The following is a 25,879-nucleotide window of genomic DNA, read 5'->3' as shown; positions in this document are numbered from 1 at the left end:
AAATAATATTACATAACATTTAAAATAAATGTCATTATTGGTTGATTTCAACTTTAAAAGTACATTCAAATTCATGATTTGGTTCTAATGATACAATGCCTTCTTTATCTTTAAATTCACCATCAAAATCAACATAATCACTATGACCAACCCATGGTTCAATTGCAATTAAACCACCAACATGTTTAGCAGCCCATAATCCTAAATGATTAAATCCTTGCATATGAAATACTATTGATTTATTATGATTCAAAGATTTTAATGATACTGACTCTGATTTAAAATCTTTAAAAACAATAGCATCATTACTAAATAATTGTTGACGGACAAAAAATCTTCTTTCATTTTCAAAAAATGGAATAGTTGTACGTGACATTCCTTTTCTAGCAACATCAATTACTTTTTGTGATAAAGTTTCGTTTTCACTAAATTCTAAATAATAATCATTACTTGATTCATCATCCATAAATGGACAAGCAAATGCTGGATGTCCTCCAATTTGGAAATAAATTATTTTATCATCAATATTAGTAACTTTACAATTGCATACTAATACATTTTTTTCCAATTTATAAGTAACATCTAATTTAAATAAATAAGGATATTGTTTAGCAATTTCTTCATTTGAAGTTAATGTAAATACAACTTCTTCATCACTAATTTGATTAGCAACATATTCATTATGACGTGAAAAACCATGTTGCGTCATTGAATATACTTTACCATCAATACGGCATTCATTATTTTTTAAAGCACCTACTATTGGAAATAAAATCGGAGCACTATTTGCCCATTGAATAGGGTCACGACGCCACATATAGTTAATATGATCTTCTTGACCGACAATTTTAATGATTTCCGCACCTTTATTTGCTAGTGTAACTTCTAAATAATTATTTTTTAAAACAACCATACTAACCTCCTATTTTTATTTTGCCATCAACCATAGCAAAATCAACTCGAATATCATCATCAAACATAATGATATCGGCAGTTTTATTAACAGCAATTTCACCTAAATCAATTAAATTTAAGTTTTTTGCTGGATTGTAACTAGCTAGATTAACAGCTTCATAAATAGTTAAATCTAAATTTTTATAAGCATTTTTAACTGCATCATTTAAAGCTAAAATACTACCTGCTAATGTCCCATCTTTTAATCTAGCTGCATTATCATTAACATATACAGGCTGATTTCCTAATTTATATTGACCATCAGGTAATCCAGAAGCTTCAATTGAATCGGTAATCAACATTACTTTGTCTAAACCTTTTGCTTTTAATAATACTTTTGCAGCTGGGAAACTAACATGAATTCCATCTAAGATCAATTCAGCATATACTTGACCATGACTCATTATTGCCCCAACCACACCTGGATTACGATGTGTTAATGGTGTCATTGCATTATAAGTATGTGTACCAGAAGTAGCGCCAGCATTAATACCAGCTACTGCTTGGTCGTAAGTTGCATCAGTATGACCAATACTAACAGTTACTCCTTCTTTAACTAAATATTCAATTAGAGGTATGCACCCTTCTCTTTCAGGAGCTAAACTTAATTTTTTTACTGCCCAGTCATATTCACCAGTTAAAGCATGATAATTTTCAACAGTAGGTTCAATCATAAATTCTTCTGGTTGAGCTCCTTTATATTTTTTATTGAAAAAAGGCCCTTCCATATGTACCCCTAAAATTTTGCTACCATCTACTTTATCAATATTTTCAGCAACATTTTTAATTGCAGCATAAGTATCTTCAACCGACATTGTCATTGTTGTTGGTAAAATACTAGTAACTCCTGTTTTAATAGAAGCTGTCGTAATTGTATTAATATCATCAAAAGTAGGATACATAGTATCACTACCACCACGACCATGACTATGAACATCAATAAATCCTGGTGAAACATAACGTCCTTTAGCATCAATTACTGTTTCATCTTCAGGCTGACGTTTAGAAATTTCTGTTATTTTACTTCCACTAACAAAAACATTTGCATCAATTACTTGATCTTTTAAAATAACTTTCCCGTTTAAAATACAATATTTCATTATTATAATCCTCCTACATATAAAATATTATACCACAAAAACATCAAGATGAAACAACTATGATAATAAAGAAAAAAGGAATAGCAAAAATGCTATTCCGATTTATCCTGGTGATTTAAATCATTAATAATTTTTTCAATTCTATTTCCATATTCTAAAGATGTATCTAGAACAAATTTTAATTCTGGTACTTTTCTAATTGTTAGTCTTTTTGCAAGCAAAGAACGAATAAATCCCTTAGAACGTTCTAAAGCTTCCATTTTCTTATCATAATTAGTATCATCTTTTCCTAAAAAAGTAACATAAACTTTTGCAATAGACAAATCTTTAGTAGTTTCAACAGCTGTAATAGTACAAAATCCAATTTTTGAATTTTTTACTTCGAACTGAAGGATCTGTGATAACTCACGTTGAATTATCCCATTCATCTTATCTTTTTTTAAGACCATTAAATATCACCTACTTATTTTCTACTTCTTCCATAATATATCCTTCAACGATATCTCCTTCTTTGATATCATTGTAGTTTTCAATGCTTAATCCACATTCAAAACCTGATTGAACTTCTTTAACATCGTCTTGGAAACGTTTTAATGATGCTAATTTACCTTCATAAACAACAACACCATCACGAATTAAACGAACACCACAATTACGACGAATATAACCATCTGTTACATAACATCCAGCAATATTACCAATTTTAGAAATTCTAATTACCTGTCTAATTTCAGCTTGTCCAGTAATAACTTCTTGTACTTCAGGGGCAAGCATACCTTTCATTGCGGTTTCAATTTCTTCAACCATTTTATAAATAATGTTATGAAGTCTAATTTCAATACCTTCTTCTTCGGCTTTTTGTCGAACTTTTGCATTAGGACGAACATTGAAACCATAAATAATAGCATTAGATGCTGACGCTAATAAAACATCAGATTCTGAAATTCCACCAGCAGTTGAACGGATAACGTTTACTCTAACCCCTTCAACATCAATTTTTTCTAGTGAAGCTTTAACCGCTTCAGCAGTACCTTGAACGTCAGCTTTAACAATAATATTTAAATCGATAATTTCTCCTTCTTTAATTTGTGAGAATAAATCATCAAGTGATAAAGCTGCTCCAGTACTACGTTCTTTATCCTGTTTAGCACGTAAACGCGCTTCACCAACACTACGAGCTTGTTTTTCACTTTCAAAAACCATGAATTTATCACCAGCAACAGGAACATCATTTAATCCAGTGATTTCTACTGGAGTAGCTGGTAAAGCTTCTTTAATGATTTTACCACGATCATCTAACATTTGACGAACACGTCCATAACAAGTTCCAACAACAATTGGATCTCCAGCCCGTAAAGTACCATTAGAAACCAATAATGTTGCAACCGGTCCACGGCCTTTATCTAGTTTTCCCTCAACAACACTACCATATGCATAACGATTTGGATTAGCTTTTAAATCAGCTAATTCAGCTACAACTGTTAATGTTTCTAATAACTCATCAATACCGATTCCTTTTTTAGCAGAAATTTCGCAATAAACTGTATCTCCACCCCATTCTTCAGGTAAAAGACCTTGTTCAGCCATTTCTCCTTTAATTCTTTCTGGATCAGCACCTTCTTTATCAATTTTGTTGATTGCAACAACAATCGGTACATTTGCTGCCTTAGCATGGTCAATTGCTTCTTTAGTTTGTGGCATAACACCATCATCAGCAGCTACAACAATAATTACAATATCAGTAACTTGAGCTCCACGAGCACGCATTGCTGTAAACGCTTCGTGCCCTGGTGTATCTAAGAAGGTAACTTTTTTACCATTTACATCAACTTGATAAGCCCCAATATGTTGGGTAATACCACCAAATTCACCTTCAACAATTGCAGATTTTCTAATTGTATCTAGTAAAGTTGTTTTCCCATGGTCAACATGTCCCATAATAGTTACTACAGGACATCTTGGCACTAAATCTTTTTCATCATCTTGAACTTCTAATTCTTCAAAATTTACTTCACTTACTTCAACATGTTTTTCAGTATCAAAGCCATATTCTAAACAAATCAATTCGACTTGTTCATCTGTTAAAGAAGAGTTAATAGTAACCATCATTCCAAGTAAAAATAAAACTTTAATTACATTTGCAGGGGTTTGTCCAATTTTTTCTGCTAATTCACCAACTGTGATACCTTCTTCGTAAACGATAACACCATCTTTTACTTCTTTTTCATCTTTTTTAGTTGGAAAATTTGATTGTAATTGTTTCTTTTTTGGCGCACCCTTTTTATTTTTATTGTGTTTATTATGTTTTGCCATACATTCACCCTCCTATCTTTTCTTTAAATAATTTTGCAAATCCAGCATCCTGAATCCCAACAGCAACACGATTGTACTTACCAATGACTCTAGATAATTCTTGAATATTACTAGTAATAATATATTCCACATTATAACTAGTACATTTATCAACTAGCTTCTTTTTAGTATTAGCACTAGCATCTGTTGCAATAATTACTAAATGAACACGATTATTTCTAATCATCGTTATCAGCATTTCACCGGTAACAATTTTACGAGCTCTTGAAGCCAAACCTAAAATATTTAAAGCATTATTCATCGGCATATTTTTCCAATTCACTAAAAATTTCTTCAGGTATTTCTACTTGCAAAGCTCGAGCAAGTAGTTTTTTTTGTTTGGCTTTTTCAAAAGCAGCATGACTACGTTTTAAATAAGCACCACGACCATTCATTTTTCCAGTTGGATCTACAAATACTTCCCCTTCTTTATTACGAACAACTCTAATTAATTGTTGTTTTGGTAATTGTTCACCTGTCGCTAAACATTTTCTTAATGGGATTTTACGCATTCTACCACTCCTTATTTATCATCATAGTACTTATCGTATTCATCATAATCAATTTCTTCATCATACTTGCTGTATTCATCATCGTAGTCATCAAAATCATCATAATCATCATCATATGAATCAGTTACGACTTCATTTGTAGTTTCTTGAGGCTCAACGATTTCTTCTTCATGTGATTCTTCCATCATTTCTTGAGCAAATTCTTTTTCGAAATCATCATCTACTAAAGTTTCAGGTTCAGCTACTGTTTCAGGAAGATCAATTAAACCTAATTCTTTCGCTTCGCTAAGTGACTTAATATCAATTTTCCATCCTGTTAGTCTAACTGCTAAGCGAGCATTTTGACCACGTTTACCAATTGCCAATGAAAGCTGATCATCAGGTACAATTACTAAAGCACTATGTTTTTCTTCATCGATAGATACATGTTTAACTTCAGAAGGACTTAGTGCATTAGAGATAAAAACAACAGGATCGCTATTCCATAAAATAATATCGATCATTTCACCATTTAATTCATCGACAACATTTTTAACACGACTTCCTTTAGGACCTACACATGAACCAATTGGATCAATGTTCTCATTGCTTGTATATACAGCCATTTTACTTCTTTCACCAGGTTCCCTAGAAACAGCTTTAATTTCTACAGTTCCATCATAAACTTCAGGAACTTCAAGTTCAAATAGTCTTTTAACAAAGTTTGGTTCAGTACGACTTACAACTATTTGAGTACCTTTAGTTCCACGGTCAACATCACTTACATATACTTTTAAATGTTGTCCTTCTACTAATTTTTCACCAGGAATTTGTTTATTTCCAGCTAAAAAAGCACCAGTTTTTCCAATATTAATAATTGCGAAATTTGGTTCGACACGATCAACAATTCCTGTGATGATATCGTCTTTTTTATCTGCAAATTCATTATATAACGTTTCTTTTTCTGTTTCACGAATTCTTTGTCTAAATAATTGTTTTGTTTGAATTGCTGCTAAACGACCAATATGTTCAACATCAGCTTCAGTTTCTACTACATCTCCAATTTGATATTTAGGATTAATAGCTTGTGCTTCTTCTAATGATAATTCAATATCTTCATCTTCTAAATCATCAACAACAGTTCTTAATTCAAACAATCTAAATTTACCTGTTTTTTCATTAATTTCTACACGGACATTTGCATCAGAACTTAAATAATTCTTTTTATATGCTTTTGCAATTGATTCTTTAAGCATATCTAAAAAGACTTCTTTTTCAATTCCCTTTTCTTCAATTAATAAATTTAATGCATCCATGAATTTTTTTCCTGCCACTTTTTATTTCCTCCTAAAATTTAACAGCCAGTCTTATAAATTTAATATTGTCATAGTCAATTTTAATACTCTTTTTAATATTCTTAACTAAATATTCAAATTCAATCGTTTTATCTTCAATTCCTTTAATGTAACCTTCTACTTCATCCATTCCTGCCGTTGGATTGTAGAATTTTGCATAGACATATTTACCTATAGCTCCTGTTACTTGTTCAAATGTTTTTAATGGTTTTTCAATTCCAGGTGAAGAAACTTCTAAATAATATTCACCTTTAATTGGATCTGTTTCATCTAATTTTTCACTAATTGCCTCACTAACAGCAACACAAGTATCCATGTCTAATGATCCTAAGTTTTTTTCGACAAAAATACGTAAATACCATTCACCATTTTCTTGAACATATTCCATATCATCTAAATAAACATCATGTTCTTGTAAAATCGGTTCAATTATTGTTTTAATCTCTTGTAAAAGTTCCATCATCTCACCTCTATTCAATAATAAAGAGTGGGTTGCCCCACTCCGCTCCGTTATGAAACTACAATTATAATAACACACTTTTTTTATCAATGCAATATTTAAAAAAGTGAAAGCTGGTTTCTTTCCTGCATACCATCAAAAACACCCATTTTTGATAATGTTTTAATATGCGAGTTGTTTAATTTAGTTCTTTTTACCACATCTTCTTTAGATAAAAATGGACCATTTTTTCTAGCTTCAACAACAGTTGAAGCAACAGCATCACCTAAAGCATCAATAGCACTAAATGGTGGAATCAATCCTTTTTCATCATTTGGATCAAGAATAAATTTGTTAGCCTGTGAATACTCTAAACTAATTGGACTAAAATGATAGCCACGTTCGATCATTTCTAATGCAATTTCAAAAACATCCCATAGACCTTCATCTTTATTTGAAGCACTGTGTTCCTGGCGTAATTGCATAATTTCATTACGACGAGCCATGATCGCATCTTTACCTTTAATTAAAGTCTCAATTTCAAAGAAATCACAACGAGTTGAAAAATAAACAGCATAATATTCTCGAGGATAATACACTTTCCACCAGGCAACACGAATTGCCGATAATACATAAGCAACAGCGTGGGCTTTAGGGAACATGTATTTAATTTTTTTACAAGAATCAATATACCATTGAGGAACATTATGTTTTTTCATTAACTCTTCATATTGTTTTTCTGGGAAAACAGCTGGTGACTTACCTTTACGAACACATTCCATGATATCAAAAGCATCTTTATTTGGTAATCCTTTTTCAATTAAATATACCATGATATCATCACGACATCCAATTACTTCTGAAAGAGTACATGTTCCTGATTTAATAAGAGTTTCTGCATTTCCTAAGTAAACATCAGTTCCATGAGATAGACCTGAAATAATTACCAAGTCATTAAATGTTTTTGGTTTGGTTTGATCAAGCATCCCACGAACAAAAGTAGTACCAAATTCCGGTAAGCCTAAGGCCCCATTTTTACAACCAATAAAATCCAAATTACATCCTAATGCTTCACTGCTTGTAAATAAACTCATGACCTTTTTATCATTAGTAGGAATTGATTTAGGATCAACTCCAGTTAAATCCTGAAGCATTCTAATTACAGTTGGATCAACATGACCTAAAATATCAAATTTTAAGACATTATCATGAATAGCATGGAAGTCAAAGTGGGTTGTTCGCCAAGCTGCTGTTAAATCATCAGCTGGATATTGATAAGGTGTAAAATCAAAAACATCCATATCACCTGGAATTACAATTATCCCACCGGGATGTTGCCCCGTTGTTCTTTTAACACCACCGCAGCCAGCTGCTATTCGTTCTAATTCAGCTGATCGAATTGAATTTTCTTTACCCATCAACTCTGCATATCCCTTAGCATAACCATAAGCCGTTTTTTCAGCGACCGTAGAAATAGTTCCAGCTCTAAAGACATGATCTTCACCAAAAATTTCTTTAGTAAATGCATGAGCTTTAGCTTGATATTCACCTGAGAAGTTCAAATCAATATCCGGTACTTTATCAGCATTAAATCCTAAGAAAGTTTCAAAAGGAATATTATGACCTTCACCTTTCATGATTGCTCCACATTTTGGACAGGCTTTATCCTCTAAGTCGTAACCATCGCTGACAACACCTTCTTCTAAAAACTCACTATGACAGCAATTAGGACAAATATAATGAGGTGGTAAGGGATTAACCTCAGTAATTCCAGCCATCGTAGCTACAAACGAAGAACCTACAGACCCCCTCGATCCTACTAGATAGCCATCATCATTAGATTTTTTTACTAGTAAGTGAGAAATATAATAAATAACCCCGAATCCATGTTTAATAATATTACTTAATTCTTTTTCCAACCTTTTTTCAACTATTGTAGGTAAAGGATTACCATACATTTGATGGGCTGTATCGTAACAGATTTTCTTTAAATTATCATCAGCACCCGGAATTTTTGGTGTAAACAGTTTATCATGAACCGGTTTAATTTCTTCAACCATATCTGCAATTTTATTAGTATTTGTAACAACATATTCATAAACCTCATCTTGAGGTAGATATGGATAACATTCCATCATTTCATCTGTTGTTCTAAAATATTGACAAGGATTAGGCGCTTTTGGATCATGACGGTTACATAATGGATGAGCTCGATGTCCGATTCCAATCGTTGGATTAGAAATAAATACATCTCTAAATATCTTGTCTTTAGGATCCAAGAAATGCACGTCTCCAGTTGCAACAATTATTTTATTTAACTTTTTAGCACAATCAACTATTCGACAAAGCGATTTAATTAATTCATCTTTACTTTGTAATTTACCTCGATCAATTAAATGGTTATAATCATTAAGCGGTTGAATTTCGACATAGTCATAAAATTCCATTGCTTTTTGTAATTTATCATCAGATAGATTTAAAGCCGCTTCAAATACATCGCTATTATAACAGCTAGTACCAAACAATAAACCTTCACGGTAAAACTCTAAACGTTCTTTAGGAATTCTAGAACTTCCATGGAAATATACCGTATTTGATTCACTAACTAGTTTAAACATATTTTTTAACCCTTTTTTATTTAGAGCTAATGCTGTCATATGATATGGATAAACTATTTTATAAATATCATCACCTGTTAGTTCACATAAGTCTAATAAATTATATTTACCACCTTGCATTATCTGATGTAACATCATTGTAAATACATCAGCTAATACCTGCGCATCATAATCAGCACGGTGAGCAACTTCATCATCATAATTAACACGATATAAACGACATACATTTCCTAAACGATATGATTTTAATGGCTTTAAAATTGCTCTTGCTAAAGCTAAGGAATCAATTACAGGATTTTTTATTTCAGGCATATTATTACGACGCAAATTTTCATTTAAAAAACCAATATCAAAACTTGCATTATGAGCAACTAAAATACAGTCATCAAAAAAATCGATTATTTCTGGTAATACTTCAGCAATTGTTCTTTCATTTTTAACCATATCATTTGTAATATTAGTTAAATTGCTGATTCTTGAAGAAATAGTTTTTTCTGGATTGATAAATGTTTGCATCCGATCAATTACTTCACCGTTTTTTATTTTAACTGCACCAAATTCAGTTATTCCATCATGGATAACTGAAAGTCCTGTTGTTTCTAAGTCAAAAGAAACATAAGTAGCATGTTCAATAGAAGTATCAATAGGATTATAGACAATATTTAATACTGGATCGATCATATTAAATTCAATTCCATATATCATTTTTATACCTGCTTTTCCTGCTGCGATTTGCGCTTCAGGAAAAGATTGAACATTTTCGTGATCAGTAATAGCAATTGCTTGATGTCCCCATTTAGCAGCAGTTTGAACATACTGACTAATAGTGCTTATACCATCCATAGTTGACATTTTAGAATGAGTATGTAACTCTACCCTTTTTACTTCAGCTTTATCTTGTCTAGAAGCAGGCCCTTTAATTATTTCTAAGTCTCTAGCCATCATTACAGTTTCTTTAGAATAACTATCAAAACGAACTTCACCGCGAACTTTAACCCATATACCGCCTTTACCAACTAATTTTAATTCTTCTAAAGTATTTTTAGAGTTATTTTCAAATCTTTTAACAATAATTGAATCAGTATAATCAGTGACCCATAAACTTTGTATATGTTTTCCTGATTTAATTTTAATTAAATCAGTTTTAAAAACATAACCAGTAATAACAATATTATTTTCCATTGTCTGGTTAGTAATTTCTTCAATACGTAAAGAAATTGCATTATTTTTTTTTCTTGAATTGTTTCGATAATAATTATTATCCTGGCTAACTGGTTTTGTTTTAACCTCTTTAGGTTTTTCAATTACTGGCAATTCTGGATTTTCCATTTCAGCCTGAATATTTTTAAAAGTATTATTATTTTCATCAATAAAATATTCACAGTTTTTATTAATACCAATTCTAGAAAACATTTTTGTTATTTGACTATTTAATTGTTTTAATTGTTCTAATTGGATTTCATTACAAGTTTCAATTTTAATTTTATTTTCTACTTTAATACTATCGATTGTTAAAGTGGCACAAACAGGATATTCTTGTTTTAATTGTTCTAAAACATAACCAATGTATAATGATAATTGTTCTTGATCATAGTTATCATCTTGATAAGTAAGATGATAACTAACTGGATATGGAAAATGCTCTCTATTTGTAATTAATAGTTGAAATTCACTAAAAGGTAACATATGTTCAAATGATAAATAAAAAATATAACTATTATCTTTAGCGACGACAACTTTATCAATTTTCCCATTCTTTAATTCATCGGTACTTTGTTCAATTTTTAAATTTTTTAACAGTATTAAAAATCTATCTTCCATTTAATCACCCTTATTTTCTTTCATAGCAATCATTATAACATAATAAAATGGGAAAATTAATTCCCATTATCCTAATATTCGCGAAACATCATTAATTGTTACATATATTAATAAAGCAAAAACTAACGCTAAACCAGCTAACTGTAAAGCATAGCGCAATTTTAGCGGTAATTCACGACCTATCATTTTTTCAACCAAAGCAAAAATTACCTGGCAGCCATCAAGACCTGGAATCGGTAATAAGTTAAAAATACCAACGTTAGTTGAAATCAATGCTAAAAAGATCAATAACTGACTTATCGAACCGGTCGCCGTTATTTGAGCAGTAGTTGAATAAATACCAGCTGGCCCCGATAATTGTCCAATCGTATTAGCTGTATCAGTAAATAATTGTCCTAAAGTAGTAAAAATCAATAGTGATAATGTCTTAAACTGATCAAAAGCATAATTTACCGCTTCAAAAAAGCTAAGTTGTCTTGTTCCTGAAATGACTCCTAATATAAACATTCCACTTTCTTCACTATATTGGGCATTAACCTGTTTTGTTAATGTTTTTGAATCACGAACTAATTCAACCTCGACAGTTACAGTTTTATCATCAGATTCAATTTTTCCCATTACCTCACGAATATCGTCATAAGAACCGATAATATATTCTTCACCATCATAAGCAATTTTAGTAATACGGTCTCCCGCTTCAATTCCAGCCATCATCGCAGGACCATTATCACTAACCGAACCAATTACAGGTGTATTGTCTTGAACTTCAATGAATGAATATACCCCAATTAGTATTACAATTGATAAGATAAAATTCATAAAAACTCCTGCTAAAAAAACAACAACTTTTTTCCAGCAGCTGATTCCATTAATTGTTCTTTCAAAAGGGACATCCTTAAATTCTTCTATTTCATTATCAGCTTCACCAGCCATTGAAACAAAACCACCAATAGGTAAAGCTCGAATTTCATATTCAGTTTCCCCTATTTTTTTAGAAAATAATTTAGGCCCCATTCCAATAGAAAATTCACTGCAATAAACTCCAAAAGATTTAGCAGTTATAAAATGTCCAAACTCGTGAATTAAAACGACAATTCCTAAAATTAAAATAAATACAATTATATTTATTAATGTCTGCATTAATCTTCTCCTATCTCTTTTAAAACAAAATTTCTAGCCCAGCTATCAACCTCAACTAACTGTTCTAATGTAGGATCACTAATTACCTGATGTGCTTTTAAAGCTTTTTCAACAAGTTCTTCAATTTGTAAAAACTCAATTTTGTTATTTCTAAATAATTCGTTAGCCATTTCATTAGCACCATTTAAAACACATGGCATGCTCCCGCCTGTTCTTCCAGCCTTGTAAGCTAGCGCTAAAGCTTTAAAACGATCTAAGTCTGGCTTTTTAAAAGTCAATGAAGCTATTTTAGCTAAATCTAAACTTTCCCCATTAACCAAAACATCACGATCAGGGTATGTCAAAGCGTATTGAATTGGTAAACGCATATCAGGATTACCTAGTTGTCCAATTACTGAAGTATCAACAAATTCTACCATTGAATGAATAATACTTTCAGGATGAATTAAAACATCAATTTGATCATATGATACATCAAATAACCATTTAGCTTCAATAACCTCTAAACCTTTATTGAATAACGTAGCACTATCAATTGTAATTTTCGCTCCCATTGACCAATTAGGATGGTTTAATGCTTCTTCAACAGTAACACCAATTAATTCATCACGTGATTTATCACGGAAACTGCCACCACTAGCCGTTAAAATTATTCTTTTTATCTGTTGGTGCTTTTCACCATTTAAAGATTGAAAAATTGCTGAATGTTCGCTATCTACTGGTAATAAACGAACATTGTTTTCTTTAACCAGTTTAGTAATTATATGCCCAGCAACTACTAATGTTTCCTTATTTGCAAGAGCAATATCTTTTTTTGCTTTAATTGCTTCAATAGTCGGCACTAGTCCAGCAAAACCAACAATTGCATTTAAAACAATATCAATTTGTGGTAAAGTTGCTATTTTTATTAGACCTTCTTGACCATAAGTTACTTTTAAATCAGGATATTTTTCTTGTAAATATTGAGCATCCTTTTTTTGAACAACGCAAACATACTCAACATCGATCATTTCAAGAATTTCTTCTACCTGTTTAATATTATAGCCTGCGGACATAGCAACAATTTTAAATTTATCTAAGTGATTTTTTACTACATCAACAGTTTGCATTCCTATTGATCCCGTAACTCCTAAAACTGTAATATTTTTCATTTTATAACCTCACCATAACTAAAAAGAAACTAAAAACCACACAATTAAATACTATACTATCAATACGATCTAAAATTCCACCATGTCCTGGTAATAAATTAGAATAATCTTTTACTCCAAAATGACGCTTAACAGCACTAAAAACTAAGTCACCAATTTGTCCTGTAATCGTTAAAACAAAGAATGCTGGAATTAAAATCATATTACTATCTAGATAACCTAAATAACTTGCATATCCTACAGATAATAAGGTACCCAAAACAATGCCACCAATTGATCCTTCAATAGTTTTTTTAGGTGAAAGTCGTGGTATTAATTTATGTTTACCAAAAAGCACTCCCGTGAAATAAGCTCCTGTATCACTACCATACGTTGCAAGAGCTAATAAAATAACATATTGAAAACCATATTGATTACGAATTACTAACATTGCATGTAAGCCAGCTGCAATTAATACTCCCATAGTAAAAATATAACCAGTTCTTTCAATTGTTAATGTTTCATCAAATATAGTAGCTGCAAATAAAGCAACCATAAACACTAAAATTCCATACGATGCAATAAATAAATCATTTAAATCAAAAATAAATCCATATAAGAAAAACAATAAAACAATTACATATAAATATATTTTTATCCGTGGTCGAGTACAAATATGTAACATTTCATATACTGATAAAGCTAAAACAACTCCTATTAAAGCTTTAAAATAATATCCTCCTAAAACCACACAAGGAATTGCGATAATCATTAAAACTATCGCAGTAATAATTCTCTGCTTCATTATTTTAAACCTCCAAAACGGCGATCTCGATTTTGATATAACCAGATTGCTTTTTTCAATTCTTCTTCATTAAAATCAGGCCAATAAACATCAGTAAATACAAATTCAGCATAAGCTAATTGCCATAGTAAAAAATTAGACAACCTTTGCTCTCCACTTGTTCTGACCATTAAATCAACATCTGGTAAATCCTTAGTCATTAATTCATGATTAAAGATATTTTCATCAATATTATCAATTGATAATTCATCATTTTTTACCTTCTGTGCTATTTTTTTAGCTGCCCATACAATTTCATCTCTACCACCATAAATAAACGCAAAACACAAAATAAGGCCAGTATTATGACTTGTTTTTTCAATCGCCTTATTAATAATATCTTGGGTTTCTTGAGGAGCCATTTCTAAATGACCGATAGTAGTAATTTTGACATTGTTTTCCATCAATTCTTTCATATAAGACTCGAAAAAATCTTTTGGTAATTTAAATATATATTGCACTTCCTGATTAGGACGAGCAAAATTTTCAGTCGAAAAAGCATAGACAGTCATTGCTTTAACTCCTAATTTATTGCAGCTTAATGCAATATCTCTAATTGTTTTAGTTCCCTCATGATGACCATAAGTACGAGGCATCTTTCTTTGCTTAGCCCAGCGCCCATTTCCATCCATGATAAAAGCAATGTGTCCAGGAATATTATTCATATCAAGATCTTGATAATTTATTTCATTATTCTTCTTTTTAAAAAACATCTACTAATCCTCCTGTATGACTCGTCGAGATTATACCACAAAATGCGGGTAAAAAAAAGTCTAAGCTAAATCATGAATACAACCAAACAATCTTATATAATTGATTTTAAACTATATTATTATAAAAATTTAAAATACAAACAATACCAAAAACAAAATAAAAAGGACGCTAAGCGTCCCAATTTATTTATTATACAGTCATAATATCTTTTTCTTTGTTTTTAGCAATTTCATCAATTTCTTTAACAAATTTATCAGTTAATTTTTGAACTCTTTCTTGACCATCTTTTACTTCATCTTCACGAGCATCAGTCTTTTTTATTTCATCATTAGCATCACGACGAATGTTACGAATAGATACTTTTGCATGTTCTGCAAATTTCCATACATTTTTAGCAAACTCACGACGTCTTTCTTCTGTTAATGCTGGCACCATAATTCTAATTAATTCACCATCATTTTGTGGTGTTAATCCTAATCCAGCTTCATAAATAGCATGTTCAATATCTTTAATACTAGATCTATCATAAGGTTTGATTACTAATTGACGACCTTCAACAACAGAAATACCAGCAATTTGATTAACTGGTGTTGGTGAACCATAATAATCTACCATAACACGATCTAACATATTAGGGTTAGCACGTCCAGTTCTAATTGTTGATAAATCACGTTGAAAAGCTTCAATTGCTTTTTTCATTCTTTCACTTGCATCTTCTAAGATTAAATCTATCATTTTATTTTCCTCCTGAAATTGTTGTTCCAATAACTTCGCCATTACATGCTTTAGCGATATTACCTTCTTCTTGCATATTAAATACACATAAATCAATATTATTATCTTTACATAATGTAATTGCTGTTTGATCCATAATCTTTAAATCTTTTTGTAATACATCAAAATAAGAAATTGAATCAAAACGTTTTGCATTAGGATCAACTTTAGGATCAGCTGAATATACACCATCAACACCATTTTTAGCCATTAAAATTACATCAGCATTGATTTCGGCTGCTCTTAAAGCTGCAGTTGTATCTGTTGTAAAAAATGGGCTTCCAGTTCCCGCACCAAAAATTACAATTCGTCCTTTTTCCAAATGACGGATAGCACGGCGGCGAATATAAGGTTCTGCAACTTGACGCATTTCAATTGCTGATAATAATCTTGTTGGAACTCCAATTGTTTCTAATGCGTTTTGAACTGCTAAACCATTCATTACTGTTGCAAGCATTCCCATATAATCTGCACTAGAGCGGTCCATTCCCATATCGGCACCAGTTTTACCACGCCATAGGTTACCACCACCACAAACAATTGCGATTTCAACACCTAGTTCTTTAGCATCTTTAATTTGACGAGCAATGTCAGCTACAGTATGTGCATTAATACCTGTTTTATCATCTCCTGCTAAAGCTTCTCCACTTAATTTCAATAATACCCGATTATACTTCATATTAGTCTCCTTGTTTTAAATTTATAAAAAGATTCATGCCCAATGAACATCTCATTATAATTTTATAATGATTCTTTTCTTAAAAAAATTTATCACATTTTCTAATAATAGTCAAGGTAGGCTTAAGTCATAAAAAAACACCATCTAATGATGGCGTTTTAGACTTTTTAAGCTTTCATTTGAGCAGCAACTTCTTCAGCGAAGTTTTCTTCTCTTTTTTGCATTCCTTCACCAACTTGGAATCTTACCATTTCAAGAACTTTACCTTCTCCTAAGTATTTACCTACAGTTTCATCAGGATTTTTAATAAATTCTTGATCAACTAAACACATTTCTTTTAAGTTTTTGTTTAATCTTCCTTGTACCATTTTTTCAACGATATTTTCTGGTTTAGGTTTAGCAGCTTGTTCATTTTCAGCTAAAGCTTGTGCTTTTAATACAGATAATTCATGATCTAAAACTTCTTGAGGAATAGCTGTTCTATCAATATATGTTGGATTTGAAGCAGCGACATGCATAGCTACATCACGAGCTTTTTCAGCTGTTGTATTAGCAACTTTTACAACTGAAGTCATTTTTCCACCCATGTGTGAATATGCACCGAATTCTTCATCAGCATTTTTAGTTAATACTTGGAATCTTCTTAAGCTGATTTTTTCTCCGATTTTTCCACTAGCTTCTGCAATTACAGTAGCTAAATCTTTTCCTTCAACATTAACTGCTAATGCAGCTTCTAAATCAGCAGGTTGATTATCAACAACAGCTTTTGCAATTGTGTTTACTAAAGCTTGGAATTCAGCGTTTTTAGCTACGAAATCTGTTTCAGAGTTTACTTCAACGATAGCAGCTACATCACCTTCTACAACAAATGCAGTTAATCCTTCAGCAGCAATACGATCTGCTTTTTTAGCAGCTTTAGCAATACCTTTTTCTCTTAGCCAGTCAAATGATTTTTCGATGTCACCATCACAAGCTTCAAGAGCTTTTTTACAATCCATCATTCCAGCACCAGTTTTTTCACGTAATTCTTTTACTAAACTTGCAGTAATTTTCATTTCTTTTCTCCTCTTTATGTATTTTTTATTTAAAAAAGGGAAAGACTAGCTTTCCCTATATTTTAATTATTCTTGAGTTCCAGCTGTTTCTTCTTTATTAGTTGTTTTTGGAGCGTTATTTCTCTTAGGATTAGGTTTTCCACCTTTATTTCTAGGAGTTCTTCTTTGATTATTTTCAACAGAAGTAATAGCATCATTCATAGATACTTCTTTATCATCTTCATCTTTAACATATGCAACAGTTAAAGGTTCATTTTTAGCTTCACAAATTGCATCAGCCATTGCAGCAACAATTAATTTTACTGCTCTGATTGCATCATCATTAGCTGGGATAACATAATCTACTTCATCAGGATCACAGTTTGTATCAACGATACCAAATACTGGAATACCTAAAATTCTAGCTTCAGCTACTGCGTTGTGTTCAGCTTTTGGATCAACAACAAAGATAGCGTTTGGTAATCTTCTCATTTCTTTGATTCCACCTAAGTTCTTTTCTAACTTAGCAGCTTCTTTTTTAAGTAAAATTACTTCTTTTTTAGGTAATAAATCGAAAGTACCATCTGCTTCCATTTTTTCTAATTCAACTAATCTTCTAATTCTTTTTTGGATAGTTTTGAAGTTTGTTAAAGTACCACCTAACCAACGAGCATTAACATAGTAGCTTCCAGAACGGATTGCTTCTTCTTTAACTGCTTCTTGAGCTTGTTTTTTAGTACCAACAAATAAAACTTTTCCACCTTTAGCAACGATTTCGTTCATTGCTTTGTAAGCTTCATCGATTTTTTTAGATGTTTTTTGTAAATCGATAATATAAATACCATTTCTTGATGTAAAAATGTATGGAGCCATTTTAGGATTCCATCTTTTTGTTTGATGTCCGAAATGAACACCTACTTCTAATAATTTTTTCATTGAAATTACTGACATGTAACTTCGTCCTCCTTTTTGTTTTTTCCTCCATTATTTCGAACATTTATCACCTTTTGGCACTAGATAAATGAATCCATAATGTGTGTATTTTTCATACGTGTGATATTTTAACATAAAAATTTAGATGATACAAGCATATTTTTACTAAAATTTATCGCATTTATTCAATATTTCTAGGATGAGTTTCTTGGTATACTTGTTTTAGATGTTCCTTTGATATATGCGTATAAATTTGCGTTGTAGATAAATTTTCATGCCCTAACAATTCTTGAACCGTTCTAATATCCGCCCCAGCATTTAATAAATGGGTTGCAAAAGAATGACGGATCGTATGAGGATGAATTTTTTTTGTGGGATCATATTGTTTCATCAATCGATCAACAATGTTTTCTACCCCACGATTAGTTAAGGGATTGCCAAATTTATTTACAAATACAAAATTATGTCCCTCATTTTTAGCCATTAGGTTCACTCTTGCTTCACTTAGATACTTAATTAACCAATCTCGCGTATACTCATTAAAAGGAACATAACGGTCTTTGCCACCTTTTCCATGGATCAACAATAACATTTGACCTAAATCAAGATTAGATAATTGTAAATTAACAACCTCAAAGCATCTTAATCCTGAAGCATACATCAGCTCTAACATTGTTTTGTTTCTAATTCCTAAATCATTTTTAGTATCGATGCTATCTAAAAATCCCATCATTTCTTCTACAAACAGAAAATCAGGATTTCTTTTAGCTGTTTTTTGTGATTCAATTAATAAAAACGGATTATCATCAACTAATTCTTCTTTTAGTAAATAATTATAAAAACTTCTTAGGGCACTTAATTTATGATTTATAGAAGATTTAGCTAAATTTTTATCATATAATTTTGTTAAATAACCCCGTAAAAGTTGATAACTAACTTCTTGATAACTATCTATTAACTCTGATTTTAAATAGTTTTTAAAATGCTCGATTTCTCGATGATATGACTCGATTGTCTTATCAGAATAATGTCGTTGATATTGTAAAAAATCTAAAAACTGGCTAGCATATCTATCCAAGTCCGTTTTCATCAATAAACTTCTCCATCGTTGCGATCGCCCTATTAGCATAGGCTTCTTTTCTTTGCTTTTTCTTAACCTTTGTTTCAAGTTCTGGTAAGATTCCAAAATTAGCTTTCATTGGCTGGAAATCTTCTTCGCTTGCATTAGTAATATAATTTACTAGCGCTCCCATAACTGTTTCTTGCGGAAATTTCAAAGGATTTTTACCTTCTAACAATCTAGCCATATTTATTCCAGCTACCATTCCACTTTGAGCCGATTCAACATATCCCTCTACTCCGGTAATTTGTCCAGCCATAAAAACTTCCATTGATTCTTTTAATTGATATGTATTTAATAAATGTCGTGGTGAACAAATATAACTATTACGATGCATTACACCATAGCGAACAAACTGGGCATTTTCTAAACCAGGGATCATTTGAATAATTCTTTTTTGCTCTGGCCAAGTTAAATGAGTTTGAAAACCAACAATATTATACAAACTTGCTTGAACATTATCTTGACGAAGTTGAACAACTGCATAAGGTCTTTTTCCATCTGGGGTATTTAATCCGACTGGTTTCATTGGTCCAAATAAAAGTGTTTGTTTACCGCGACGAGCCATTTCTTCAAAAGGCATACACCCTTCAAAAAACTTTTCTTCAAATTCTTTAGGTTTAACAACCTGAGCATTGATTAAATTATCATAAAAAGCATTAAATTGTTCCTCATTCATTGGACAATTAATATATTCATTATCCCCTTTATCATATCGCGATTTATAATAAGCAATATCAAAATTAATACTTTCTTTAGTTATGATCGGTGCTGCGGCATCAAAAAAATAAAAGTATTCTTCACCAAGTTTTTCTTTTATCGCTAAAGCTAAAGCATCACTTGTCAAAGGACCAGAAGCAATAATAGTTGGACCCTCAGGAATAGATTTAACTTCCTCATGAATCACCTCAATTAATGGATGATTTGAAATATATTCAGTAATTGCTTTAGAAAAATTCTCACGATCAACCGCCAACGCACCACCAGCTGGAACCTGATGCTCTCTAGCATATTTAATAACAATACTATCAAGCAGTTCCATTTCCTTTTTTAAAACACCAACAGCATTATTTAATCCATCAGCGCGAAGCGAATTAGAGCAAACTAATTCTGCAAAATTCCCGCTATGATGAGCAGGAGTCATTTGATTAGGTCGCATTTCATACAAACGAACCTGATATCCTCTTTTTACTAACTGATGACAAGCCTCTACACCTGCAAGGCCTGCTCCAATTACATTTATAACTTTTTCCATTCTATCACCTTTATTTATTCTATCATTTCTTTAACGAAAACAAAAGCAGAACCGAAGTTCTACTTTATAATCGTCTTACACTTAGGATAATTTGAACATGCTTTAAATTCACCCCAGCGTCCTTGTTTAATTACAACTGGTGAACCACAGTTAGGACATACTTCATCTGTCATAACCGGTTCTTTCTTCTTGGAATTTTTGATATATTTACAATCTGGATAATTTGAACATGCTTCAAATCTACCAAAACGGCCATTTTTAAAAACCATCTTACCGCCACATTTTGGACATGTTTCTCCAGTATATTCTAATTTAACTGGATCTTTCTTTATATATTTACATTCCGGATAGTTTTCACAAGCCACAAATGTACCATAACGTCCTTTACGCTCTACTAGATCATGACCACACTCTGGACATTTTTCACCAGTTTTCTTAGGAGCAATGACTTCCATTTTATCATATGCTTCATCCAATAATGGCTGGAATTTATCTAAGAAAGTTCTTAGGGCGTGAGCGTATTCATCATTTCCTTCTGCAATATCATCTAGCTCGTGTTCCATTTTAGCAGTATATTCAACATTGATAATATCATTAAAATACTGTGTCAAACGATCACTTGTTAAGATTCCTGTTTCAGTTGGTTTAAATGCTTTATCAACCAATTCAACATATCCACGAGTTTGAATAGTATCTATGATCAAAGCATAAGTACTAGGACGTCCAATTCCTAATTCTTCCATTTCTCTAATCAATCTTGCTTCACTATATCTTGCAGGTGGTTTAGTAAAATGTTGTGTCTTTTCAACTTTTTTACTTTCCAGCATTTCTTTTTCATTTAGTTCTGGCAAAATTTCATTTGTTTGTTTTTCATAATCTCCATATACTCGAAGATATCCATCAAATTTGATTACTGAACCATTTGTCTTGAATTCATAACCATTATTTAATAACGTAACCGAAGTAGCATCAAATTTAGCTGGAGCCATTAATGATGCCATAGCTCGCGCATAAATAAGTGCATATAATTTATATTCTTCTGGTTTTAAATATTTTTTTACACTTTCTGGTGTTCTAAGAGCACTTGTAGGTCTAATACCTTCGTGGGCATCTTGAACATTTTCTTTTTTCTTACTAACTTTAACTTTTCCAACATACTCTTTTCCGTACTTTTCACTAATATACTCTTGAGCCAAACTTACAAACACATCTGATAATCGTGTTGAATCAGTTCTCATGTAAGTAATCAACCCGACTGTTTCGTCTTCTAGGGCAACCCCTTCATATAATTTTTGAGCAATTGACATAGTTCTTCTTGCTTTAAAACCTAATTTTGAAGAAGCTTCCTGTTGTAAAGTTGAAGTAATAAATGGTGGTTTTGATTCTCTTTTTTTAGTTGTCTTTTTAACATTAGCAACTTCGAATTCTTTATTTAATGATTCATAAATCGCATTAGCTTCATCACCATTTTTAATTTCAATTTTTTTGTTATTGTATTTTGTTAATTCGCCAGAAAACTCAATTTGATTTTTTTCAAACTCAGCTTTAATTTTCCAATATTCTTCAGGAACAAAAGCTTCAATTTCCCGTTCTCTTTCAACAATTAATCTAAGAGCAACCGATTGTACTCGCCCGGCACTTTTAGACTTGATTTTCTTTTGTAATAATTTTGATAACTTAAAACCAATAATTCTATCTAATACCCGTCGTGTTTCTTGAGATTTAACTAAATTCTGATCAATTTTACGAGGATGTTTTAAGGCATCTACAACAGCATCTTTAGTAACCTCATTAAAAACCACACGATTTTCTTTATCCATATCAACATTTAACACTTGTGCTAAATGCCAAGAAATAGCTTCCCCTTCACGATCAGGGTCGGTAGCTAAATATACATCATCCGATTCTTTTACTAATTGTTTTAACTCTTTTACGACATCTTTTTTGTCTTTATTTATAACATATTTAGGTTCGAAATCATTTTCAATATCTACCCCTAAACCCTCTTTACCTGAAGTAGCCAAATCGCGTACATGACCTTTAGATGAAGTAACAACATAATCACTTCCTAAATACTTTTCAATAGTTTTTGATTTAGACGGCGATTCGACAATGACTAATTTTTTACTCATCTCATTACCTCCACGTGATTAACTCAATTATTATTTTTTTTTAAACATTTGTCAATAAAAATTTTTACAATCACCTTAGCCATCAATAATATCCGCAACATTTAAAACTAATTTAGCACCTTGCTGTATCAATGAATTACAACCAGGTGCATCATCAATCCTACTAGGTATCGCAAAAATATCTTTGCCTTGCTCTAAAGCATGTCCTACTGTAATCATCGTACCACTTTTACGATTTGCTTCAACTACTAATATCGATTCACTTAATCCAGAAATTATGCGATTGCGACGTGGAAAATTTTCCTTTCTAGGTACTAAATCACCCGGATATTCACTAACAACTAAATAATTCTTTTTTAATGTTTGATATAGTTTTAAATTAGATTTAGGATAACAATAGTCAATTCCGCTTCCTAATACCGCAATAGTTTGGCCCTGGTTTTCAATTGCACTTTGATGAACAATCGCGTCTATCCCTAAAGCCATCCCACTTACAACAACATAATTTTCATCACTTAATTCATTGGCAAACTTTTTAGCCATTTTAACTCCATAACTGCTTGGTCTTCGCATTCCGATAATACCAATACACTTTTTGTTTACTAGTTGTAAGTTTCCATGATAGTACAATACAAATGGTGGACAGTTAATTTGTTTTAATGATTCAGGATAATCATCAGATATTAAAGTTGTATAGCGGGATTTTAATGTTTTAAATAATTGTTCTTTTAAATTCAAATCTACTTTTTCTTTTTGTTCAAGAGCTTTAAATATTTTATCAAAATCGCCTTGATACTTTAAAGAAAAATATAACAAAATTTCTTCCATAGAATTCACCTCTATATTATATATCCCGCTAAATAAAAAATTACTTTTTAATCAATTAAAAAAATGTCATTAAAGATCAAATGACATTTGTTTCGACAATACTTTAGCTACTGGAGCAAATGATTTTCGATGAATTGGACATGGCCCAAATTTTTCTAAAGCTTCTTTATGTGCTTTGGTAACGTAACCCTTATGTTTTTCAAAGCCATATTCTGGATATTGTAAAGCATGACTAACCATTAAACGATCACGAGTAACTTTGGCAAGTATACTAGCAGCAGCTATTGAAATGCTTTTAGCATCACCTTTAATAATAGCCAGATGATCTTGATAATTTATTGGCATTGCATCACTAAGCGCAAACATATTTTCCTGTTTTAACACTTCCACACACTTTTCCATTCCTTTTTTGCTGGCTTGATAAACATTTAATCTATCGACATCTTCTACACTAATGATTTCAATATTATAAAATAATGCATTTTCAATAATCAAATTATATAAAAAATCTCTTTTTTTACTACTTAACTGCTTAGAATCATTTATTCGTTCATCATAATACCCTTTAGGAAAAATAACACCAGCAACAACTAATTCACCAGCCATCGGTCCCCGACCAGCTTCATCTAAACCGATTATATAATCATAACCAGCCTGATAATATTTTTCTTCATACTCATAACGTTTCATCAGGTAACTCCCAAGTTATTTTTCCTAATTCGCCATTAAAAATATCATTGAAAAAGATTTCCATAACACGATCATAATCAGTATAACCACGGATTGGTTTAATTTTACGATTTTTAGCAATATCATCATATACTTTTTCAACCCAATCACTATCAAAATCAATTTCAACATTATAGCGTTTACTGATAACATTATCGTAATTTTTTTGTAAATATTCGACTGCATAAATAAACAATTCATCTAATGGTAAAATATCTTGTTTAATTGAACCGATTAAAGCAATATTGCGTGCTGTATCCAAATCATCAAACTTAGGCCACAATACACCCGGAGTATCAAATAATTCAAAATCTTTATCAACGCGAATAATCTGCTGGGCTTTTGTAACCCCTGGACGATTCCCAGTTACTGTGGCTTTACGTTTAGCTAAACGATTGATGAAAGTTGATTTACCAACATTAGGAATTCCTAAAACCATCGCTCTCATTGCTCGTGGTTTTAACCCTCGTTTAGCTTCTTTTTCCATTTTTTCTTTTAATATTTCTTTACATGTATTAATAACTAATTGATATTCATTAAAATTTTTCAAGTTTACACTTAACGCATACATACCTTTTGACTGATAATATTGTAACCATTTTTGAGTTAACTTTTCATCAGCCAAATCTTTTTTGGTCATAACGATTAGACGTGGCTTATTTTGACAAATATCATCAAACATAGGATTTTTTGATGACTTTGGTGCTCTAGCATCAACTAGTTCAATAATAATGTCAATTAACTTTATTTTTTCAGATATTTCCCGTCTAGCTTTGGCCATATGACCAGGAAACCATTGGATCTGTTTAGACATATTCTCACCTTCTTAATCTATAAATTTCATATTATTAAAAGGAAAAACTACCAATCCTTTTTTACCAACAATATCATCATAACTAAAATTACCTAGCGCTCTAGAATCAGTAGAATGAAGACGATTATCTCCCAAAACAAAAATTTCATCATCCTTTAAAGTTATTTCAAAATCGTTAGTAAAACGATCAGTCTGATAATTACTTTTAGCTTCTTCAATATAATTTTGATCTAAAAATGGTTCCGCATAATAAACACCATTAATATACAAACGATCTTCCCTATATGTTACTGTTTCACCAGGCAAGCCAATTATTCTTTTTACAATATCTTTATCTAGAACATCACATTCTAAAACAACAACATCAAAACGTTGGATATCTTCTTTACTTAAATACATTGCATTGACTACTGCAAAATCACCATCATTTAATGTTGGATACATACTTTGACTATCTACTCTAACAGGAATAATTACTCTAGTAAAGATTATTGTGGTCACTAATACAATTACAATAATCTGGATTAGAAATTTTATAAGCTGTTTCTTTTTTTTCATATACGAACCTCCTGATGTTAGTTCTATTATACAAAAAAACAGAAAAAAAGAAATGGGTAAGTCCC

Annotated in this window: 24 protein-coding genes; all 24 read right to left on the bottom strand. The window is 31.3% G+C overall.

All coding sequences use genetic code 11. From position 1 onward, the window contains the following. Positions 1–34: 34 nt before the first annotated feature. Positions 35–913, bottom strand: a complete 879-nt coding sequence (locus tag B5E92_RS00630; RefSeq protein ID WP_087298478.1) for an aldose 1-epimerase family protein — start codon at positions 911–913, stop codon at positions 35–37. Between the two features lies 1 nt (position 914). Continuing rightward, positions 915–2,054 carry an N-acetylglucosamine-6-phosphate deacetylase gene (gene nagA / locus B5E92_RS00625; RefSeq protein WP_087298477.1) on the bottom strand — a complete coding sequence of 380 codons (1,140 nt, stop codon included), beginning with the start codon at positions 2,052–2,054 and terminating at the stop codon, positions 915–917. A gap of 92 nt (positions 2,055–2,146) precedes the next feature. Beyond that, complete coding sequence (gene rbfA, locus B5E92_RS00620) at positions 2,147–2,503, bottom strand: 30S ribosome-binding factor RbfA (RefSeq protein WP_087298476.1); 357 nt, start codon at positions 2,501–2,503, stop codon at positions 2,147–2,149. Between the two features lie 10 nt (positions 2,504–2,513). After that, positions 2,514–4,367, bottom strand: coding sequence for a translation initiation factor IF-2 (infB, locus tag B5E92_RS00615; protein WP_087298475.1), 1,854 nt, complete (start codon positions 4,365–4,367; stop codon positions 2,514–2,516). 4 nt (positions 4,368–4,371) lie between these two features. Continuing rightward, on the bottom strand, positions 4,372–4,689 hold the full coding sequence (locus B5E92_RS00610) for a ribosomal L7Ae/L30e/S12e/Gadd45 family protein (protein ID WP_239406362.1): 318 nt from the start codon (positions 4,687–4,689) through the stop codon (positions 4,372–4,374). Then, the gene (rnpM, locus tag B5E92_RS00605; RefSeq protein ID WP_087298473.1) at positions 4,661–4,918 is read right to left on the bottom strand and encodes an RNase P modulator RnpM; all 258 of its coding nucleotides are present in this window, start codon (positions 4,916–4,918) and stop codon (positions 4,661–4,663) included. The genes B5E92_RS00610 and rnpM overlap by 29 nt, the downstream gene beginning before the upstream one ends. Positions 4,919–4,929: 11 nt before the next feature. Next, a complete protein-coding gene (gene nusA, locus B5E92_RS00600; protein ID WP_087298472.1) occupies positions 4,930–6,231 on the bottom strand; it encodes a transcription termination factor NusA in 1,302 nt (433 codons plus the stop codon). 13 nt (positions 6,232–6,244) lie between these two features. Then, entirely contained in the window at positions 6,245–6,712 is a 468-nt protein-coding gene (gene rimP, locus B5E92_RS00595) for a ribosome maturation factor RimP (RefSeq protein WP_087298471.1), read from the bottom strand. A gap of 98 nt (positions 6,713–6,810) precedes the next feature. Next, positions 6,811–11,130 (bottom strand): PolC-type DNA polymerase III, encoded by a 4,320-nt coding sequence (locus tag B5E92_RS00590; protein ID WP_087298470.1) that lies wholly within the window; start codon positions 11,128–11,130, stop codon positions 6,811–6,813. A gap of 66 nt (positions 11,131–11,196) precedes the next feature. Continuing rightward, a complete protein-coding gene (locus B5E92_RS00585) occupies positions 11,197–12,270 on the bottom strand; it encodes an RIP metalloprotease (RefSeq protein ID WP_087298469.1) in 1,074 nt (357 codons plus the stop codon). Continuing rightward, a complete protein-coding gene (locus tag B5E92_RS00580; RefSeq protein WP_087298468.1) occupies positions 12,270–13,421 on the bottom strand; it encodes a 1-deoxy-D-xylulose-5-phosphate reductoisomerase in 1,152 nt (383 codons plus the stop codon). The genes B5E92_RS00585 and B5E92_RS00580 overlap by 1 nt, the downstream gene beginning before the upstream one ends. A gap of 1 nt (position 13,422) precedes the next feature. Continuing rightward, positions 13,423–14,205, bottom strand: a complete 783-nt coding sequence (locus B5E92_RS00575; RefSeq protein ID WP_087298467.1) for a phosphatidate cytidylyltransferase — start codon at positions 14,203–14,205, stop codon at positions 13,423–13,425. Next, positions 14,205–14,957, bottom strand: coding sequence for an isoprenyl transferase (locus B5E92_RS00570; protein ID WP_087298466.1), 753 nt, complete (start codon positions 14,955–14,957; stop codon positions 14,205–14,207). The genes B5E92_RS00575 and B5E92_RS00570 overlap by 1 nt, the downstream gene beginning before the upstream one ends. A 190-nt stretch (positions 14,958–15,147) precedes the next feature. Then, positions 15,148–15,693 (bottom strand): ribosome recycling factor, encoded by a 546-nt coding sequence (gene frr, locus B5E92_RS00565; RefSeq protein WP_087298465.1) that lies wholly within the window; start codon positions 15,691–15,693, stop codon positions 15,148–15,150. Position 15,694: 1 nt separating this feature from the next. Next, on the bottom strand, positions 15,695–16,411 hold the full coding sequence (gene pyrH, locus B5E92_RS00560) for a UMP kinase (protein WP_087298464.1): 717 nt from the start codon (positions 16,409–16,411) through the stop codon (positions 15,695–15,697). A gap of 167 nt (positions 16,412–16,578) precedes the next feature. Continuing rightward, positions 16,579–17,466: a translation elongation factor Ts gene (gene tsf / locus B5E92_RS00555; RefSeq protein WP_087298463.1), complete on the bottom strand. Its 888-nt coding sequence runs from the start codon at positions 17,464–17,466 to the stop codon at positions 16,579–16,581. A gap of 66 nt (positions 17,467–17,532) precedes the next feature. Further along, positions 17,533–18,396 (bottom strand): 30S ribosomal protein S2, encoded by an 864-nt coding sequence (gene rpsB, locus B5E92_RS00550; protein WP_087298462.1) that lies wholly within the window; start codon positions 18,394–18,396, stop codon positions 17,533–17,535. Between the two features lie 163 nt (positions 18,397–18,559). Further along, positions 18,560–19,468 (bottom strand): tyrosine recombinase XerC, encoded by a 909-nt coding sequence (xerC, locus tag B5E92_RS00545; RefSeq protein ID WP_087298461.1) that lies wholly within the window; start codon positions 19,466–19,468, stop codon positions 18,560–18,562. Beyond that, the gene (gene trmFO, locus B5E92_RS00540) at positions 19,449–20,753 is read right to left on the bottom strand and encodes a methylenetetrahydrofolate--tRNA-(uracil(54)-C(5))-methyltransferase (FADH(2)-oxidizing) TrmFO (protein WP_087298460.1); all 1,305 of its coding nucleotides are present in this window, start codon (positions 20,751–20,753) and stop codon (positions 19,449–19,451) included. The genes xerC and trmFO overlap by 20 nt, the downstream gene beginning before the upstream one ends. Before the next feature lie 59 nt (positions 20,754–20,812). Continuing rightward, complete coding sequence (topA, locus tag B5E92_RS00535; protein ID WP_087298459.1) at positions 20,813–22,885, bottom strand: type I DNA topoisomerase; 2,073 nt, start codon at positions 22,883–22,885, stop codon at positions 20,813–20,815. 75 nt (positions 22,886–22,960) lie between these two features. Next, positions 22,961–23,713 (bottom strand): DNA-processing protein DprA, encoded by a 753-nt coding sequence (gene dprA / locus B5E92_RS00530; protein WP_087298458.1) that lies wholly within the window; start codon positions 23,711–23,713, stop codon positions 22,961–22,963. Positions 23,714–23,782: 69 nt separating this feature from the next. Further along, positions 23,783–24,403, bottom strand: a complete 621-nt coding sequence (locus tag B5E92_RS00525; RefSeq protein WP_087298457.1) for a ribonuclease HII — start codon at positions 24,401–24,403, stop codon at positions 23,783–23,785. Further along, complete coding sequence (gene ylqF, locus B5E92_RS00520; protein ID WP_087298456.1) at positions 24,390–25,256, bottom strand: ribosome biogenesis GTPase YlqF; 867 nt, start codon at positions 25,254–25,256, stop codon at positions 24,390–24,392. The genes B5E92_RS00525 and ylqF overlap by 14 nt, the downstream gene beginning before the upstream one ends. 12 nt (positions 25,257–25,268) lie before the next feature. Next, positions 25,269–25,814 (bottom strand): signal peptidase I, encoded by a 546-nt coding sequence (lepB, locus tag B5E92_RS00515; protein ID WP_087298455.1) that lies wholly within the window; start codon positions 25,812–25,814, stop codon positions 25,269–25,271. Between the last annotated feature and the right edge of the window lie 65 nt (positions 25,815–25,879).

The organism is Erysipelatoclostridium sp. An15, from assembly GCF_002160675.1.
Taxonomy (GTDB): Bacteria; Bacillota_I; Bacilli_A; order Erysipelotrichales; family Coprobacillaceae; genus Thomasclavelia; species Thomasclavelia merdavium.
The sequence above is the reverse complement of the archived record's forward strand: the minus strand, read 5'-3'. Positions and strand labels throughout refer to the sequence as shown.